The following is an 18,169-nucleotide window of genomic DNA, read 5'->3' as shown; positions in this document are numbered from 1 at the left end:
TTAAACGCAAGTCCAGTGTCCGCGCCATGACAGCAAGGGTCGGAACTGGTTGTTATCCTTGTTGGTCTCCAACGGTTTTTCACCTCAGCAATCAGGGTGAAGCGTCAACATCGATCCGTGGTTCGATGTAGGCGGCACCGTGGGTTACGCCCAATGGTTTGGGTCAGCTGTCCTTTGGGTAGCCTCCCTAGCGGGGGTGAACTCCTTACTGTCGCCAGCACGGAGACGCGCGGCCGAGTTGGGTCGCGCCGAAGATCAAGCAGAGCGCATTCATGCCACTCATCTCGGTTATCCTGCCGACCTTCAATCGAGCCCATAGTTTGCCCAGCGCGATGGGTTCGGTGTTGACCCAGTCGTTCCAGGATCTCGAAGTCATCGTCGTAGACGACGCCTCTACCCAGGATATCGCGGCGCTGGTGCAGCAGATCGATGACCCACGGGTGCGGCTGGTTCGCCGGCCGGTCAATGGCGGCGCCGGAGCGGCGCGCAATAGCGGGATTGCCGAAGCGCGCGGCGCGTTCATCGCCTTTCAGGATAGCGATGATCTGTGGCTGCCGGGCAAACTCGAGGGGCAGCTTGTGCTGTTGGCAGGGCTTGAAGCCGAGTTCGGTGCGGTTACGGGCCCCAAGATCTATTATGGACGGGATGACCGGCTCCGTTACGGGCCGGGCTATGTTTCGGTGACGCCCTCGCCCAAGGGGCGATTGCCCGCAGTTGGTGACCAGGTGGGCCGCCTGCTCGATGAGAACCGGCTAAGCGTTCAGTGCGCGCTGTTCCGGGCCGACTGCATGCCGCCAGGCCCTTGGTTCGATGAGCGGGCCCGGGCCAATGAGGATTGGGAATTTGCGGTTCGGCTGGCGCAGCACACCAAGATTTTCGAGCATACAGACGCCGCAGTGCTAGGGTTTGTGTCGGGTGACAGCATCTCGATGAACTCGCGCCGCCAGATGCTGGGCGAGTTGCTGATCGCCAAGAACAACAAGCAACTGCTGCAGCGTTATCCGCGGCAAAAGGCTGCCATCATGCGTAACGCGGCCCGCGTCCTGTTCAAGACCGGCAAACCCAGAATGGCGCGGCGCCTGTTGCTGGCCAGCATTGCTCATTATCCGCCCAGCACGATGACGGTTCTTGAAAGCTTGAGCCGGAAACTCCGCGGCGGGGTTACGCTGGCGGGCCAGCGCCTTGGCTTGGTGCAGTCGGGTTAGTCGGCAAGTCGAGGGTCGCCGAAGCCTGCCCCCGGAACTGGACGGAGGTTAGCAGTTGCTGGCGGTGCCTGGACTTGGCCCAGCTGAGCCGGGCGCGCCATTGATAGGGAAGAAGCCGATGCGCGACGAACAGCGCGGTTGTGCGCGTCATGTCGGCCGCAAATTGCCCAAAGCTCGGCTGTGCGACGACGCAATCGGCCATGAGTTGGTGCAGATCGCTCGCGACCTGGGCCAGGCTGAAATTGCGGGTGACAAAGGCTCGGCCGAACGCGCCCAGTTCGGCAAGACGTTCGGGGGCGGCCGCAAGCTCGGCGATATGCCGGGTTAGTTGCGCGCGGCCGGACTGGCCGTCGCCAAGGCCATAGATGCCCATCTGGAGGAAACTCGGTGCCGTTTCGGGCGTGAAAGCGCCGGAGAACCCCTGTTCGCCCACTACGATAACCGGCTTGGCGAAAGCCATGCCACGCAAAGCGGATCCGCCCATGCCGATGACGATGTCAGCCGCAGCATAGGCGGGACGGGGATCGAGCATCGGGCCGATCACATGCACGGCGGTGCGGCCGAGTTCGCGGTTGACCTCTTCGGATAGCGCTTCGATCTCGGGGCGGGCGGTGCCGTCACCAACGATCACGAAGTGCAGGGGCAGATCGTGACCTAGGCTGCGGACGGCCTCGATCGTATCCCGCAGACTTTCGGCTTTCATCCAGTGCACAAGACGGCTGACGGTGACGAGAACAATGTCGCTCTCCGAGAAGGAGTGGCGTTCGCGAAAGTCCTGGCCTTGCGCGGGGTCGGGCTGGTTGAAGTCGGTATCCACCGGCGGCAAGAGCGGGCTTGCCCGGCGGCCGGAGCGCACAGCCTGGGCCACGAGGTCGGGCGTCCCGAAAGTAGTCCGGATGTGCCGGGGGAACTCGTTGTTCACCACCATGGCCATGGAGGTGACCACCATGGGCACCCGCGTCCAAAGGTGGACGGCAAACATCGCTTCCAGGTATTGCGGTGCATCCCAGACATGGATGAGGTCGAGGTGCTCGGCTTGGGCTAGCCGATATAACGCTCGCATCCGCCTAGGGGAATAACCGGCGCCGGTCGGGGCGGGGATATAGCGAAGCCCCTTGTCCTCGACGAGCGCGACCATGGGACCGGGCACGGCGAAAAGCACGACATCGTGGCCATGCGCATCGCGCATCTGGGCGGCTAACTCGATGGCGTTAACCTGGGTGCCGCCGACCTCGAGCTTGTGCGCAAAGACCAGAATCTTCAAGGCGGTGCTCCTGCTAACGGCCCCTCAAGCGGAGCTCGGTCGAACAGCCGATGCTAGGAATAGTGCGGGCGGCGATGCAATCACCGGAACGGGCTAGGAGTAGTGGCGCCGCTCCGAGCGGACCTGCGTGGTGCAACCTGCGTATCTTTCCGGATCAGGCTGCAATGTGAGCTAGGCGCGAGCAATCCTTCGGTTGATTTCGGCTTACGGCCACGCATGCAATTTTCATGGTCTTCAAGCATTTGGCGGGCTGACATGAAATCCTATCGCAGCAACGGCGGCAGCCAGTCGACGGCCCGTTACCAGGGTGCGTCGGGCGGCAGCGCAATGTTCGGCAGCCCGGTTTCCCGATTCAAGGCAGGCGAACGCGCAAGCACCAGCTACCGGGCGGGCAATGCCGCGAGCTCCGTCGGAACTGCCGCGTCCGGCGCGATGCAGCATCGACCGAACAGACTTCAAAACCTCGGTGCAAATACCGATAAGGAAACGTATTTTTCCCAAGCGGGAAAGCCCATTCTGCTGCCAAGTGCCGAGGTGTCCCCGTCCAACTTAGCTCCGTCCGCCCGGGACAGTTCCGCGAGTAAGCCAACACCTATGTTGCCGCCGGCAGCAGTGGCCATGGCTGCAGCCGGCTCGGTGGAACTGCCGACGGGCAGCGCGCCCGATCTTGCCCAGGCAACTGCAGCCAGTGCCAACTTGGGCCGGGAAGACAAGTCGAGCGCAGCGACACCTGCAGCCCTCAAGGTCAGCGCCGAAACGGCGACTGTTGCAGCGACCCCCACATTGACGCCGGCGGGAGCGGCCAGCCCCGACTGGCGCGGCAGCTGGCTGAACGCTGCTGCGACGACCCCCTGCGGATCCTGTACCGGACGGGCCTGCACCATGTGTTCGGTGCGCACCGGTGGGCCGACGGCCAGCAGTGGGCTGCCGACCGGTTATTCGCCCAATACGCTGATCCTGCTTGAGCCATCCGATGAGATTGCCGCCCCTACGCCGCCGCGGGGATCGCCCGGAATTGGGCTGGATCCGTCGGCGGCTCCTTCCGATCTCCCTGGCGCGCCCCCGCCCAACGCCATTGTGCTGGAAAACCTGGAAGAGGGTACGCCCGAGAGCGAGTGGATGATTGGCAAGGCCGATGCCTCGATCGAGGGTTTTGCGGCGCAGTTCACCAGCAATCATGGCGAAACCGTCGACTTCAAGATCAACACCGATTCGACTGACTACCGGATCGATATCTACCGGCTTGGCTATTATGGCGGGGCGGGTGCCCGGCTGATGGACAGCATCGACCGGGACTTGGCCGCCCCGGTGATGCAGCCGATCCCCTACAAGGATGAGGAAACCAAGCTGGTTGATGCGGGCAACTGGTCAGTATCAGCCTCGTGGGAAATCCCGGACGACGCCGTTTCAGGCGTGTATTTCGCCAAGCTGACGCGGTTTGACGGCTCAGGCGGGGAAAACATGATCCCCTTCATCGTGCGCGATGATGATGCTCCGAGCGACATAACCTTCCAGACTTCTGACACGACCTGGCAGGCCTACAACTGGTGGGGCGGCTACAACCTTTATGGCGGCATTGAAGCCGGCGGCCGGGCGGGTCGTGCGAGTGCGGTCAGCTATAACCGGCCGATTATTTCACGCGATGGTGGTTTCTCGTCCGGCCCGCAGAACTATGTGTTTGGCGCGGAATATGCCGCGATCCGCTTTCTCGAGCAGAACGGCTATGACGTCGATTACATTTCTGGGATCGACACCGCCTCGGACGCAGCCCAGCTGCTTAATGGCGAGATCTTCCTCACCGTCGGCCACGACGAATATTGGTCGAGCGAGCAGCGGGCCAATGTCGAGGCGGCACGCGATGCGGGCGTCAATCTGTCGTTCTGGAGCGGCAATGACGTTTATTGGGAGACCCGCTGGGAAAACAGCATCGATGGCACCAATACGCCATACAAGACGCTGGTCTCCTATAAAGAGCGCTGGGACAACGCTAATACGGACGCAGAGGGAACCACGTCCACCTGGCGGGACCCGGTGCTTGGCTCCGGCAAGCCCGAGAACGCGCTAACGGGCACGATCTTCACCGTCGATTCCTATCGGCTGGACGCCATCGACATACCCTATGACATGTCCAACCTGCGCTTTTGGAGCAATACGGAGGTTGCCGATCTGGAGCCGGGCGAGGTTTATACGCTCACCAAGAACCTGCTCGGTTATGAGTGGAATTCCGATCTCGACAACGGTTTCCGGCCAGCGGGCTTGGTGCCGCTGTCATCCACTACTGTGGACGTCGAAAGCCTGCTGCTGGACTATGGCAGTGCGGTTGGCTCGGGAACGGCGTCCCACAGCCTGACCATGTATCGGGCGCCCAGCGGGGCCTTGGTGTTTAGTGCCGGCACGGTTTACTGGTCCTGGGGCCTCGACAGCCACCACGACAACGAAGCGACCCCGACCGACCCCAATGTGCAACAGGCCATGGTCAACCTGTTCGCCGAGATGGGGGTGCAACCGGCCACCCTGATGGAAAGCCTGGTTGCCGCTTCCGAGAGCGAAGATGATCTGGCGCCCACGACAACGATCACGTCGCCAACGGCAACGGGCCAGCTGACTGCTGCCCAAACAGTGACGATCACCGGCACGGCAAGTGATGCCGGCGGGGGGAGTGTGGCCGTGGTCGAGGTTTCGACCAATGGCGGCACCTCGTGGCACCGGGCCAGCGGCACCACAAACTGGACCTATAGCTGGACGCCCATTTCGGGAGGCAACTATACCATCCGTACGCGCGCGGTGGATGACAGCATCAATCTGGAAACGCCAACTGCCGGGGTGACCGTCAATGTCGACCAGGGTGGCACCGGTCACCTGTTCGGGCCCAATGATCTTCCGGCCAACCCGCTCAACCGCGATCCTAACCCGGTCAATGTCGGCGTGCGCTTCAGCGCTGCCACTTCGGGCAGCATAGTGGGAATCCGCTATTACAAGGGCATGGGCAATGCCGGCGAGCATATCGGCACTTTGTGGGGTCCCGGCGACGTTCGGTTGGCTAAGGCTACTTTCACGGCGGAGACAGCGAGCGGCTGGCAAACGGTGATCTTCGACTCGCCCGTTTCCATCACGGCGGGGACCACCTATGTGGCGAGCTTGTCCACCCGCGGGGGCTATGCGGCAACCACCAACCATTTTGCCACGCCCAAAACGCGTGGAGGGCTGACATCGACCAGCGGGGTCTTCAGCTACGGCAACTCAGACGTAGCTCCAGTTACGCAGTCCAACACCAATTACTGGGTAGATGTCGTTTATAGCGGTGTTCCCACGCCCAATGATCCGCCCGCGCCACAGAACGACGACGGCTTCCCGGTGCTCCGTGATCGGCCGATTACGTTTCTCGCCTCGACACTGCTGGCGAACGATGCCGACCCCAACAATGATCCACTCACCATTATCGGGGCTGGGGCGGCCTCAGGCGGTTCGGTGGTCTTCGACGCTAACGCGCAGACCCTGACTTTCACCCCCACGCCAGGCTTTGTCGGTGAAGCCTCGTTTGGGTATTCGGTGTCGGATGGGCGCGGTGGCACCGGTTCGGCGCAGGTCAACATGGTGGTGGTGCCGACACTTTCCACTACCTCGCTGTTTGCGCCAGGGGCGGCCCCGGCCGTTGTGAGCGGAACGGACCAGTCAGAGGTCAATCTGGGCATCAAGTTCGTGGCTTCCGCGGCCGGGGCAATCACCGGGATCAAGTACTACAAGAGCGCTACCGATACCGGCACGCATACCGGCACGCTTTGGAGCAGCACCGGCAAGCAACTGGCCACGGCAACCTTTGTGAACGAAACGGCCAGTGGCTGGCAGACGGTTCTCTTCAGCAATCCGGTTCAGATCACCGCCGGCACGACCTATGTCGCCAGCTTCCAAAGCAATGGAGGCTACGCCACGACGTCGAATTATTTCACCGCGCCCCAGAGCAACGGCCCGCTTACGGCGCCAGCAGCAGGCAACGGCGTTTTCACTTACGGCGCCGACAACCTCATACCGACCAGTAGCTTCAAGGGAACGAACTACTGGGTGGACGTGCTGTTCGAGTCAGCCGTTCAGCTCAACCGGGACCCTGTCCCGGGCGACGATAGCGGCTTCAACACGGTCGTCAATACGGCGCTAACGATCAATGCCGCGACCCTCCTCGCCAATGACACCGATCCCGACGGTGACCCGCTGACCGTTACGGGCATTAGCGGGTCCAACAATGGCACGGCCGTGTTCAACGTCCAGACCAACACGATCGTCTTTACCCCCACCAGCGGCTTTTCCGGCGCGGCGTCCTTTAGCTACACGGTAGCGGATGGGGAGGGCGGGACAGCCAGCGCAAGTGTGGCCGTGACCGTAACGCCACCCGTCAATCGTGCTCCCGTGGCCGCCAATGACACGGGGATGGTCACGGGGCGGGGGCAGGTGCTCCAGATCGCCGCCCCGACCCTCCTTGCCAATGACAATGACCCGGACGGAGACCCGCTGACCATCACGGGCGTCAGTGGTGCGGTGAACGGTGCCGTGGGCTTTAATGCACAGACCAATGTCGTGACCTTCACACCCAATGCCGGGTATGCCGGGCAGGCGAGTTTCAATTATGCAGTCTCGGACGGCCGTGGGGGAACCGCGTCAGCTTCCGTGGGCGTGGCCGTCACCGAGCCAGTGGTAGGCAGCAACGTCTTTGCCGATAACGTCACGCCGGCAACGGTCAGCGTAAATGAGGCGCGATCAGTGGAATTGGGCATGCGGTTCACCGCTGCATCCAGCGGCTTTATTTCGGGGATGCGCTTCTACAAGGGCCCACAGAATACGGGGACCCATACCGGCACTTTATGGTCCAGCACTGGTGCCGTGATGGGCACTGTCGTCTTTGAAAACGAGACGGCATCTGGGTGGCAATCGGCCAATTTCAGCACGCCCATCGCGATCTCCGCCGGCGCCAGCTACATCGTTTCCTATCGCGCACCGAACGGCCATTACTCGGCCAGCCCCGGTTACTTCAACACTGCTACAACAAATGGGCTGCTCACTGCGCCGCAGAGCAGTCCGGGGAGTCTCAACGGGCTGTTCTCCTATGAGAACACAAATACCCCACCCGACCGTAGCCTGAACGCGACCAATTACTGGGTGGACGTGTTTTATCAGCAGGGCGCCAACACCGCGCCGGTTGCAGTCAACGATGCTGGCCTCACCACGCAGCTCAATGCTGCGATGCAGGTCACGGCCGCGTCCTTGTTGGCCAATGACAGCGATAGCGATGGCGATACGCTCACGATCACCGGCGTGAGCGGCGCCAGCAATGGCACGGTGGTATTCGATCCACAGACCAAGCTGGTCACCTTTACACCAGCAGCGGATTACGCAGGTCCGGCAGGGTTCTCGTATACTGTGGCTGACGGGCGTGGCGGGACGGCTTCGGCCCACGTGGCGGTAACGGTAGCTCCGGCGGCGACGGGGATCTCGCTGTTCCCCGAAACGGCGACGCCCGTAACGGTGACCGTCAATGATCCTAGTCCGGTTCAACTTGGAATGAAGTTCACCAGTTCGGTGGCCGGCGTGGTGAGCGGGATCAAGTTCTACAAGGGGCCCCAAAATACCGGGCTGCACACGGGCGCGCTTTGGACTGCCGACGGCCAGTCAAAGGGCAGCGTGATCTTCCAGAACGAGACCGCCAGCGGCTGGCAGACAGCCTCCTTTGCCACCCCGATCGCCATTGAGGCGAACACCACCTATGTCGTTTCCTACCACACCAATGGCAACTACTCGGCCACGCCATTTGGCCTCGCCTCCCCGGTAACCTCCGGGCCGCTGACTGCACCGTCAAGCGCCTCCAGCGGCGGCAATGGTCTGTTCGCCTATGGCGGGACCAGCGCCTTCCCCAACGGCAGCTACAACGCCACAAACTACCATGTCGATGTGATCTTCAACGCACTGGCCTCATGAGCCAGAACTAAAGTCAGGGAAGCAGTCATGCAAGGCGAACTCTATGCAGATGCCATCGGGGAGATCACCGTCACGGGGACGGTGGTGCGGATCGATTTGGTCAGCCTTTCCGCAACCATGCGCGATACGGGCGGCCAGCCGATACCAGAACACCGGCAGCGCATCGTCATGTCGTTAGAGGGGTTTGCCAACAGTTTCGAGGTGCTGCAAAACGCCATGAACGGACTGATCGAGGCCGGCGCCATTCGACGCAATGAACCGAGCAATGTCATTCCGGTGAATCCGCCCAGGGCAAACGGCAACAGCCAGCAAAGCGCCTCACCCAATTTCGACTCCTAGCCGGTTCCCGTTGCCATGCAGGCGTTTGTTCAAACTGGCCCGGAATGCCTTGCCGCGGCTTTGCGCCACCATGGCCTCGATGGCAACGGTGGGCGGCTGGTGGCCGAGCATGCGATCGGCGCCGAAGGCATAGGCTTTGACCTGATGCTGCGCATGGCGCGGGAGTCAGGGCTGCGGGCGCGCCGCATCAAGGCCAAGCCCGCCACCATCTTGCGCTTGGGGCAGGCTTACCCGGCGCTGGCTCGGCTCGGGAACGGCAATTGGGTGTCGATCCTGGGGGCCCAGCAGGATGAAACCGGCGCCGTGGTGCTGCGCATATTCGACCCCCTAGCGAATACTCCGGGCGGGATGATCGTGGTCAAGCTCGAGCAGTTCGCTAGGCGGTGGAATGGCGAGTTGCTGCTGGTCAAGCGCAGCTATGCCATTGCCGATCCTGAGCAACCCTTTGGCTTTGCGTGGTTCGTCCCTGAAATTTTGCATCAGAAACGGTTGTTCATCGATGTCGCGATCGCCGCCTTGTTTCTTTATGCGCTGGGACTGGCCACGCCGGTCTTTTTCCAGCTCGTGATCGACAAGGTGCTGGTGCACCAGAGCTATTCAACGCTGATCGTGCTCGCCATCGGGATTGGTGTGGCGCTGGTGTTTGAGGCGGTGTTCGTGTTCCTGCGCCGCTACCTGCTGATCTACGCCACCAACCGGATCGATATTCGGGTGGCAACCCGCACCTTCCGGCACATGCTCGATCTGCCAATCAACTTCTTCGAACGCTCCTCGGCAGGCGTTCTGGTCAAGCACATGCAGCAATCCAGCCGCATTCGGGAATTTCTCACCGGCAGGCTGTTTCTGACCATGCTCGACACGCTGTCGCTGTTGGTCTTCATCCCCGTTCTGCTGATGTATAGCGTGCAACTTTCCCTGATCGTGCTCGGATTCAGTGCCCTGATCGCGCTGGTGGTGGCGCTGCTGGTGGCGCCCTTTCGCAAGCGGCTGGCAGCGCTTTACGCCGCGGAGGGTGAACGCCAGGGCCTCTTGGTGGAGACCATGCACGGCATGCGAACTCTCAAGTCCCTCGCCATGGAGCCGCTACAGCGGCGGGTTTGGGATGACCGGTCAGCCCAGACCATCAACACCCGTTTTAAAGTCGAGACTATCTCGATCTCGGCGCAGGCCGTCACCGGGCTGCTGGAAAAGCTGATGGCGGTCGCGATCATCAGTGTTGGCGCGCTTCTGGTGTTTGATGGCGCGATGAGCGTGGGCGCGCTGATCGCTTTTAACATGCTGGCTGGCCGCGTTTCAGGACCCTTAGTGCAGATCGTCACCATGGTGCACGAGTACCAGGAGGTGGCGCTGTCGGTGCGCATGCTGGGCGAGGTGATGAACGAGAAGGTGGAGCGCAGCGGCAGCACGGAAGGACTGCGCCCCGAATTAGAGGGCGCGGTGGAATTCCAGGATGTCTCGTTCCGTTATCGTGACGACGGGCCCTTTGCGCTCAACGAAATCAGCTTTGCCGTGCCGGGCAATACGATCATGGGGGTGGTGGGGCGCAGCGGCAGTGGCAAGAGCACCGTCACCCGACTGATCCAGGGCCTCTATCCGGCTCAGCAAGGGGTGATCCGCATCGGCGGCCATGACTTGCGCGAACTGGACCTCAACCATCTCCGCCGCAGCGTCGGTGTGGTGCTGCAGGACAATTTCCTGTTCCGTGGCACGGTGCGCGACAACATCGCGGCAGCCAAGCCGGATGCGACCTTTGAGGAGGTGGTGGATGCAGCCAGACTCGCAGGCGCCGTCGAGTTCATCGAGCAGCTCTCGCGCGGTTACGACACCTTGATCGAGGAGGGGGCAGAGAATCTTTCGGGCGGCCAGCGCCAGCGGCTCTCGATCGCACGAGCCCTCGTCACCAATCCGCGTATCCTGATCCTCGACGAGGCGACCAGCGCGTTGGATCCTGAAAGCGAGGCGATCGTCAAGCAGAGCATCAAGGGCATCGCCGCGGGGCGCACCGTGATCATCGTTTCGCACCGGCTCTCCATGCTCACCGATGCCGATGCAATCCTTGTTATCGACCGCGGGCGGCTGGTGGATGTGGGACCCCATAGCCAATTGGTTTCGCGCTGCACCACCTATCGCCATTTGTGGAACCAGCAGATGAAGCTCGTCGGATGAGTGCCGTTGAAAAGGACCCCGCGCGGCTCAGGCCCACCGGCAGGCCCGAACTCAAACTCGTGGAGCCAGGAACCGCGCCGGCGATCCGGGATTTCCAAACCGACGCGATTGCGCTCGAAGAACGCCGTCCGCCGATCACGGCCCGGCTGACGCTTTACCTCGTCGCCACCGCGATTGGTGCTGGTGTTTTCTGGGCCAGCGTGTCGCGGATCGACCAGATTGTTGTCGCGCCGGGCAAGCTGACCACCAGCCAACCGACCCTGGTAGTGCAACCCTTTGAAACCTCCATTGTCCAGTCGATCGCGGTCAAGCCTGGCGATGTGGTGCGCAAAGGTCAACTGCTCGCTACCCTTGATCCGACCTTTGCCGATGCCGATGCCAGTCAATTGCAAGCCAAGCTCGCGGGCTTTGTGGCCCAAATCGCCCGCATGGAGGCTGAGCTGTCAGGAGCGGTTTATGCGCCACCGCTCCACGCTTCTCCCGAGGCGCAGATGCAGGCGGAATTGGCCCGGCAGCGGCGGGCCGCCTTCGAAGCCAGGTTGGCCGATTTTGACGCGCAGATTGCCCATGGCGAGGCGCTGATGCAGGCGGCAAAGGCGCAGGAAGTAACGCTGCGCAGGCGCCTGGGCGGTTTGCGCGAAATCCAAGATATGCATTCTACGCTGGCGGATAGCGGGAATGGTTCGCGGCTGGCATTTCTGCAGAGCCGTGATCTCGGGCTGGAGCTCGAAGTAACGCTCACTCAGGTGCAAGGGCAATATGCCGAAGCTCTGCACGGGCTTCAGCAGGTGCAGGCCGAGCGGCAGAACTTCGTCGAGGATTACCGGCGCCAGACCTTGGAAGCGCTGGTTGAGCTAGAGGAGAAGCAGGCGGGAATCAACGAGGAAGTGCGCAAAGTGACCTTACGCGCTGCCATGTCCCATCTGCTGGCGCCAGCGGATGCCGCGGTGCTGGAGGTGGCGCAACGCTCCCAGGCTTCAGTGGTGCAAGCCGCCGAGCCGCTGGTTACCCTGGTGCCGCTCAATGTTGCGCTTGAGGTTGAAGTGGCTGTGCCCAGCAATGACATCGGGCATCTGGCCCTTGGCGATGCGGCACGGATCAAGTTCGATGCCTTCCCCTTCCAGGAACATGGGACAGTTGCGGGCACAGTGACCTCGATCAGCGAAAACTCTTTTGCCAAGCAGCCCGGCGAGGATCCGGCGGGCGGCACGGCGTTTTATCGGGTGCGCATCGGTCTGAGCCAAGAAAAGCTGCGGCAGACGCCGGCCGATTTCCGCTTGCTCCCGGGCATGACGGTTTCAGCCGAGATCCACGCGGGGGAGCGGAGCGTGATCTCCTATTTCCTTTATCCCCTGATGCGCGGCATCGATGAAAGCCTGCATGAACCCTAAGCGGCGGGCGCGTCAGTTCAGGGGTGCAAGTCCTGCACCACAGCCCGCGAGCGCCAAGCGTAAAGCAACCAGCCAAATTCATATGGCCGGCATTCGTAATCGATCTTGCCGGGCCGCAGCACTGCGTCGAGGCCAGGTAGGTGCCAACCCTTTTTGAGCGCCGTGGTGCCGGCGGCGATCCGACGGGCCAGCTTAGGGGGCTCGGTCCTGGCAACCTTGCGCCAGATCACGCTGTGCTGTTCCGAGATCATCGGCTGGTCCGTTTCGGGATGATCATCCAGCCAACCCAGGCCCTTGACGATGGCGGCGCGGTGATCCTGTCCGCCGGCATCCAGCAGATCGAGCAGGGCCATTGGGGCCATGGCATGCTGGTGCACACTATACACCGGATAGCCCTCAACTACGCTGCCATCACGCGTATCGTAGTGCCACCACCATTGGCCGGCGCTGCCTTGCAACTCGACAATCCTAGCAGCGCAGGCATCAGCGGCCCGTAGAGCGGCTATGTTGTCGTCGGCATAGCCGAGGCGGGCCATGGCCTGGATGGGATACACCTGATCGGCGAAAGAGCCCACATGGCCACGCACCCAGCCACCGGCCGAGACCGGGGTAACATGGGGAAACACTCCGCTGGGCGACTGGGCGTCACGCAACATGATCCAGGCCAAGTCCTTGACGCGCCTCGTATCTCCCAAGTGCTGGCCAGCAATTGCGGCGGTGAGCGCCCAGGCACATGGCACCAACTCGACGCTCTCGCTTTCAGCAAGGATCTCGACAAGGATATCGTAGAGGTTCCGGGCAAAGATCCCCGCAGTTTCCGCTGCAGCCCACGCAGCCAGTGCGACGGCTCCGGGCTCGCGCGATTGGGCGGCACGGTCAATGCAGGACTGCGCGAGTTCCCTCGCGCTATGCCCATGCAGCACGCCCCGCTGCACCGTTTCGGGCATCCAGGCCAGACCTTGGGCAACATTGATCGTGTAGCGCAGATTGTCGCCCTCGGGGCGGGGTGCGGCAGCCTTCCTCGCGTCGGTGCTGCGCATCGTGTGGGGAAACCGCATGTTTGGCAGCGCCATGTGCCGCAGGCCGTCAACCGCCAGGCTGCACAGCCTGGGCAGGCGTTCGCGCGCCCGGGGATATTCTTCTTCGAGCTGTAGAATGCGATCGAACTCAGGTCCTCGCACTCGCTTGGAACTAGGGTTGGAGCCGAAATCCTGCAACATGTTCATACCCTTGATTTCCCTGCGCGCGCTTTGCATGGGGTCCGCCAGAATCTGAATCTTGCATGGGGGGTGGTGGTGCGCACTTCGCTCTTATGGTGCAGTTTGAAGAGGGCAGGATCACCCGGGCGGACTAGCGCCCCGCGGTGCTGAGGGAGCTTCGCCCTAGCGATTCCACATGTTCACCATGCTTGCGGCGTTGTCGTTCCAGATCAGGCGCAGCATCCGGCCGGCGCGATAAAGCCGGACCTGGGTCACGCATCTGAGCGCCAGGACACGTTCGCGCAAACTGCCGGCACGATCGGAGCGCCAGATTCGTACCACCTCCAAGGCAGGCGAGGCGGCAATCATGGCACTCCTGGCCAGCCATTTGATCCGACCCTGGGTTCCGCTGGCCGCTTTGAATTCATGGGCCACATGGCGGTCCCAGCGGCGAGCCAGCTCGCTGAAGCACTTGCAGGAGGGGGTATAGACGCGAGCATCCCCGACAAAGGCGATGCCGTGGCCCATGGCGGTGGCGCGCTGACCCCACTCGGTGTCTTCCATGGTGCCGATGCCCCCAAAGAGCCCGACCTTGGGGAATATCTTGGCGCGCACGGCCATATTGCCGGTGGCCGCGAAGCCATGCCGTTCGACATATTCGCGAGCGCGGTAGCTGAAGATATTCTCGTAGGCTTCGATCGCCGTGAGTTGGTCGGGATCGGTCGGCCTGATCCGGATGTCACCCCCCACAATGTCAGTTTCGGGGTGGTGCTGAAACCAGGCTACGATTGCCGCCAGCCAGTTTGGCGCGGCGACGCAGTCCGCATCGATGAAGGCCAGGATCTCACCGGCGGCTTCCGCCACACCCAGATTGCGGGCCGGGCCTGGTCCCGGGATAGGTTGGACCACTAGACGGGCTTGCGGAACGGCAGAGACCGCAGCACGCGGCAGGTCGCGCGAGCCATTATCGACCACGATGATCTCGAACGTAATGCCCCTGCCTGCCTGCCGGGCCAAGGAATGCAGGCATGCCGGCAGATCGGGTTCGTTGAGATGTGGAATGATGATGCTGACGAGCGGTGGATTAGCCATCTTGATGCCCCCTCACCAAGCGGGGGAAGCGTTGTTGCTTCGCCTCGATTGCCCCTAGGCACTCACTGTGGTCCGACCAGATTTGTGCAGCAATAATCCCATCGCGGGCCTGGCTAACTAAGAAGGCTGGCCTGACGCCCCGATGTGTTCAGATCACAGAAGCGCGAGCCACCGATAGGATTTGGGTCAAATGTAATACTGGGCGGGAGGATCAACGTCATGCCAATCCGGGACCTCGCAAGGGAGCTCAGTGGCCAAAGCCATAGCGCACCGTTTTGCGTGGTCGGAGCCGGCATTGCGGGATTGCTGCTGGCCACACGACTTGCCCAGCACAACAGGAAAGTCATTGTCGTTGAAAGCGGCACCGTCGCGTTTGATCCCGCTATCCACGAGCTCAACGACATTGATGACGCGGGTGGGGGGTATGGCCGTGCCATGACGGGCCGCTACCGCGGCCTTGGAGGCTCGTCGTCACGCTGGGGCGGGCGGATGATCCCCATTGCGGGGTTCGATCAGGGCGCTCGCGAACATGTCGACCAGCCCGAGTGGCCGGTGGCCCCGCACATCCTGAGACGCTACCAGCAAGAGCTGGAAGCGTTGTTTGGTGTCGGCCACGATTCTTTTGATGAGCTCGATACGAGAGCGCCGGGTTCGGCGGGCCTGCTTATCGATACTGGTGAGGATTTCATGACCCGTTGGGCGAAATGCCCCACGTTCAAGCGCTGCAACATCATCTCGATCCTGGGACGGGAGATCCGATCCAATCCCAACATTACGGTCTGGCTTAACGCGACGGTGTGTGGTTTCGATCTGGATACCGAGGCTGGGAAGCTGCGCGCTATCACCGCCAAGAGCCTTTACGGGCACGAGCTTACCGTGCGCGCCGAGGAATTCGCCCTCGCAGCCGGCACCATCGAGTCCACACGACTGCTGCTGCTGCTTGACGCGGCCAGCGGCAATCGCGCCTTCGAGCGAACTGACGCCTTGGGGCGCTACTTCCAGGATCATTTGAAAGCGGAAGTTGCGTTGGTGGATCGTACGCGTGCCGACCTTACCAATCATCTGCTGAGTTGCCGCTTCGTTCGGGGTATCCGCCGCGACTTGCATCTTGAGCTATCCGGCAGCGCCCAGCGCGAAGACCAGGTTTCAAGCGGTTTCATCTATGTTGCCATGGATATGGGCAATAGTGGCATGGCGGCGATCAAGAGTATCGCCAAGGGCGTGCAACGACAGCAAGTGGAACCACGCCAGATCGGCACGGCAGTTCGGGATGTCGGCCTGATCGCCAAAAGCGGGTTCTGGCGCTTCTGGCACAAGCAGCTTTATGTGCCGCCCGCGGTGGATTTGCGCCTCATGGCGCTGGTCGAGCAACTGCCCGACCCCGGGAACCGCATCTCCCTATCGGAGAAAACCGACCAGTTGGGGGTGCGCAAAGCTTTGCTGCACTGGAAGGTGCTACCTACAGACGAACGGACCTTCCGCTCGGCCGCGCGCAGGCTCAGGACCTATTGGTCCCGAGCGGGTCTGGATAATCTCTGCCCATTGATCTGGGCTCCCGGCGTCAACAGCCCGGATGGCCAGATCATCGAAACTGTCGAAGCCTGCGCCCACCCGTCTGGCTCTACGCGCATGGGAACCAACCCAGCGACCTCGGTGGTTGGCCCCGATCTTCGCTGCCACCACGTGCCCAATGTTGCGGTTGCCAGCGCCTCGGTGTTTCCAACCGCGGGCAGCGCCAATCCAACCTTCACCATCATGCAATTAGCGCTATGGCTTGCCGATTCCTACCTGTTGATCGGCGCTTAGATGTCGACAAGAGACGAGGCAGGTCCGGGTGGTTCGGCTTGTCTAACGGATCAGCAGTACCGCGTAAGAGCTTGCTGCGGAGGCGACCGGATCCTCACACAACTGGATTCTTTGTTGGCACGGCGCTGAGGTGCTGGAGCAGGTGGGCGTGGGTTGCAGCGTTCGCAACGATAAGCGCGCCGGTGCGCTCGAATAGGTCGGGGCCGCGACCCCACCAGTCGGTGACGACACCACCCGCTTCCTCCACAAGGAGAATACCGGCCGCCGTATCGACAAAGCCGGTTTCCTCGAAATAACCGGTGAGGCGCCCGCACGCCACATAGGCGCAGGAATTGGCCGCGCTGCCGACAACGCGTACGGCGCCGATCTCGGCGCGGATGGCATCGAGCCGCTCGTAGGCCCCAGGGTAAAGCTGCAGCCCTGGGGTGGGCAGGCCGGTGCCGACGCACATAAGGCCTATGTCAGTGGAGCGGCTGACATAGAGGCGTTCGCCATTGAGCCAGGCGCCGCCACCCTTGGTGGCCGTGAACATCTCGTCCGAGACCGGATTATAGACGAGGCCACAGACGGTCTCGTTGCCCCGCCGCAAGGCGATGGTGATGGTGTAGTGCTGGCCGAAAATGAAGTTGGTGGTGCCATCGATGGGGTCAACCAGCCAGCGGTGCTCGGGGTCCGCGCCTTCGACCGGGGCAAACTCTTCTCCCGTCAGGCTCCAATCGGGATTGATGGCAAAAAGGCGCTTGCGGATCAGTTGCTCGGACTCTCGATCCGCATCGGAAACGAAGTCACCCGGACCCTTGATGCCGACCTCAAGGTCGCGAAAATTCTTGAAGTGCTCCAGGGTCAAGGCTCCCGCTTCGCGGGCTGTGGCAACCATTTCGTCGAGTATCTTGCTGTAATCCGTGATCATCGTGCGAGAGCCGCGAGCAGCCCCTCCGGGTCGTCGGTTGTGATCTGGTCAACCTTGAGCTCAAGGAGCTTGTCAACCTGGGTGAGGGTTTCGGGGGTGATCTGGCGAATGGTCCAGGCATCGATCCGGCGCCCCGCGGCGTGGATGGGCGCGATGATGTCAAAGCCCGCGGCTCGCGCGGACAAGACGATCTCATAGGCCAAGTAGATCATCTCGGCTTTCGGAGCGGCCGCGAACGCGTCGGCAATGAAGCTCCGGTAGTCGCCGGTAGCGCGCAGTCGTGCCAGCGACTCCCCGTAGCAGGGGTCGTAGCCGGTGCGGAGACCCGGCGCCGCTTGGGCGAGGACCTCGATCGCCGCCGCGTCGCCCCCCGAAAGGATCAATGAACCGGCTACCGGCGCAACGCCTGCAGCAAAGTTTGCCACCGTCTGCGGATGCAGTGCCGAAAAATCTTCCTTGAAGTCCAGCTGCAGCAGACCGTCGGGGTGGGGAGGATTGCGCTGCAACAGCTGGCAGAGGTCCTCCAGCAGCATCACCCGGTCAGGTAATGGTGTGCCCTGATTGTCCCGCAAGTGCAGACCGCGCAACATCGCGGCACCGGTTTCGCGCACCCGTCCGGCGCCAGTTGTTTCCGCTTCGAGAGTTGCGTTGTGGAGGATGGCAAAGCCGTGGTCGGCGTGAACGACCAGGTCAACCTCCACGCTGGCGCCCAGCCGCATGGCTTCGAGAATGCGGGGGCCGGTAAACACCGGGTCGGAAACCCGGCGGCGTGCCCTATGCCACTTCAGCCAAGTGCGGTGGCCGTTCCGCTCGATATAGAGTGGATCAGTCAT

Annotated in this window: 11 protein-coding genes; 6 read left to right on the top strand and 5 right to left on the bottom strand. The window is 62.1% G+C overall.

What is annotated here, in order from left to right; genetic code table 11:
• The first annotated feature begins 272 nt into the window (after positions 1–272).
• Positions 273–1,205, top strand: a complete 933-nt coding sequence (locus tag ELX51_RS09900; protein ID WP_127753358.1) for a glycosyltransferase family 2 protein — start codon at positions 273–275, stop codon at positions 1,203–1,205.
• Here ELX51_RS09900 and ELX51_RS09895 read toward each other — a convergent pair.
• On the bottom strand, positions 1,162–2,469 hold the full coding sequence (locus ELX51_RS09895; protein WP_127753357.1) for a glycosyltransferase family 4 protein: 1,308 nt from the start codon (positions 2,467–2,469) through the stop codon (positions 1,162–1,164). The genes ELX51_RS09900 and ELX51_RS09895 overlap by 44 nt on opposite strands.
• Before the next feature lie 618 nt (positions 2,470–3,087).
• Between ELX51_RS09895 and ELX51_RS09890 the strand changes: the two genes are divergently transcribed.
• The 4 genes from ELX51_RS09890 to ELX51_RS09875 are packed head-to-tail and all read left to right on the top strand — an operon-like array spanning position 3,088 to position 12,329.
• A complete protein-coding gene (locus ELX51_RS09890; protein ID WP_164854827.1) occupies positions 3,088–8,433 on the top strand; it encodes a DUF4082 domain-containing protein in 5,346 nt (1,781 codons plus the stop codon).
• A 27-nt stretch (positions 8,434–8,460) separates the two neighbouring features.
• Positions 8,461–8,772, top strand: coding sequence for a hypothetical protein (locus tag ELX51_RS09885; protein WP_206524720.1), 312 nt, complete (start codon positions 8,461–8,463; stop codon positions 8,770–8,772).
• Positions 8,773–8,787: 15 nt separating this feature from the next.
• The gene (locus ELX51_RS09880; RefSeq protein ID WP_127753355.1) at positions 8,788–10,938 is read left to right on the top strand and encodes a peptidase domain-containing ABC transporter; all 2,151 of its coding nucleotides are present in this window, start codon (positions 8,788–8,790) and stop codon (positions 10,936–10,938) included.
• Positions 10,935–12,329 carry an HlyD family type I secretion periplasmic adaptor subunit gene (locus tag ELX51_RS09875; protein WP_127753354.1) on the top strand — a complete coding sequence of 465 codons (1,395 nt, stop codon included), beginning with the start codon at positions 10,935–10,937 and terminating at the stop codon, positions 12,327–12,329. Before ELX51_RS09880 ends, ELX51_RS09875 begins: the two co-directional genes overlap by 4 nt.
• 17 nt (positions 12,330–12,346) lie before the next feature.
• Here the strand turns inward: ELX51_RS09875 and ELX51_RS09870 are convergent, their stop codons facing one another.
• Both ELX51_RS09870 and ELX51_RS09865 read right to left on the bottom strand, forming a co-directional pair.
• Positions 12,347–13,555: a hypothetical protein gene (locus ELX51_RS09870; RefSeq protein ID WP_127753353.1), complete on the bottom strand. Its 1,209-nt coding sequence runs from the start codon at positions 13,553–13,555 to the stop codon at positions 12,347–12,349.
• A 156-nt stretch (positions 13,556–13,711) separates the two neighbouring features.
• Positions 13,712–14,620, bottom strand: a complete 909-nt coding sequence (locus ELX51_RS09865; RefSeq protein ID WP_127753352.1) for a glycosyltransferase — start codon at positions 14,618–14,620, stop codon at positions 13,712–13,714.
• A gap of 219 nt (positions 14,621–14,839) precedes the next feature.
• On the opposite strand from ELX51_RS09865, the gene ELX51_RS09860 reads away from it, so the two are divergent.
• Positions 14,840–16,426, top strand: a complete 1,587-nt coding sequence (locus ELX51_RS09860) for a GMC family oxidoreductase (RefSeq protein WP_127753351.1) — start codon at positions 14,840–14,842, stop codon at positions 16,424–16,426.
• 94 nt (positions 16,427–16,520) lie between these two features.
• On the opposite strand, the gene ELX51_RS09855 is transcribed toward ELX51_RS09860, so the two are convergent.
• Both ELX51_RS09855 and ELX51_RS09850 read right to left on the bottom strand, forming a co-directional pair.
• Positions 16,521–17,336: an inositol monophosphatase family protein gene (locus ELX51_RS09855; protein WP_127753350.1), complete on the bottom strand. Its 816-nt coding sequence runs from the start codon at positions 17,334–17,336 to the stop codon at positions 16,521–16,523.
• Entirely contained in the window at positions 17,333–18,169 is an 837-nt protein-coding gene (locus ELX51_RS09850; RefSeq protein WP_127753349.1) for a glycerophosphodiester phosphodiesterase family protein, read from the bottom strand. The genes ELX51_RS09855 and ELX51_RS09850 overlap by 4 nt, the downstream gene beginning before the upstream one ends.

Origin of the sequence: Devosia sp. 1566 (assembly GCF_004005995.1) — a bacterium.
Taxonomy (GTDB): domain Bacteria; phylum Pseudomonadota; class Alphaproteobacteria; order Rhizobiales; family Devosiaceae; genus Devosia.
This window is presented reverse-complemented; position numbering and strand designations above follow the sequence as displayed.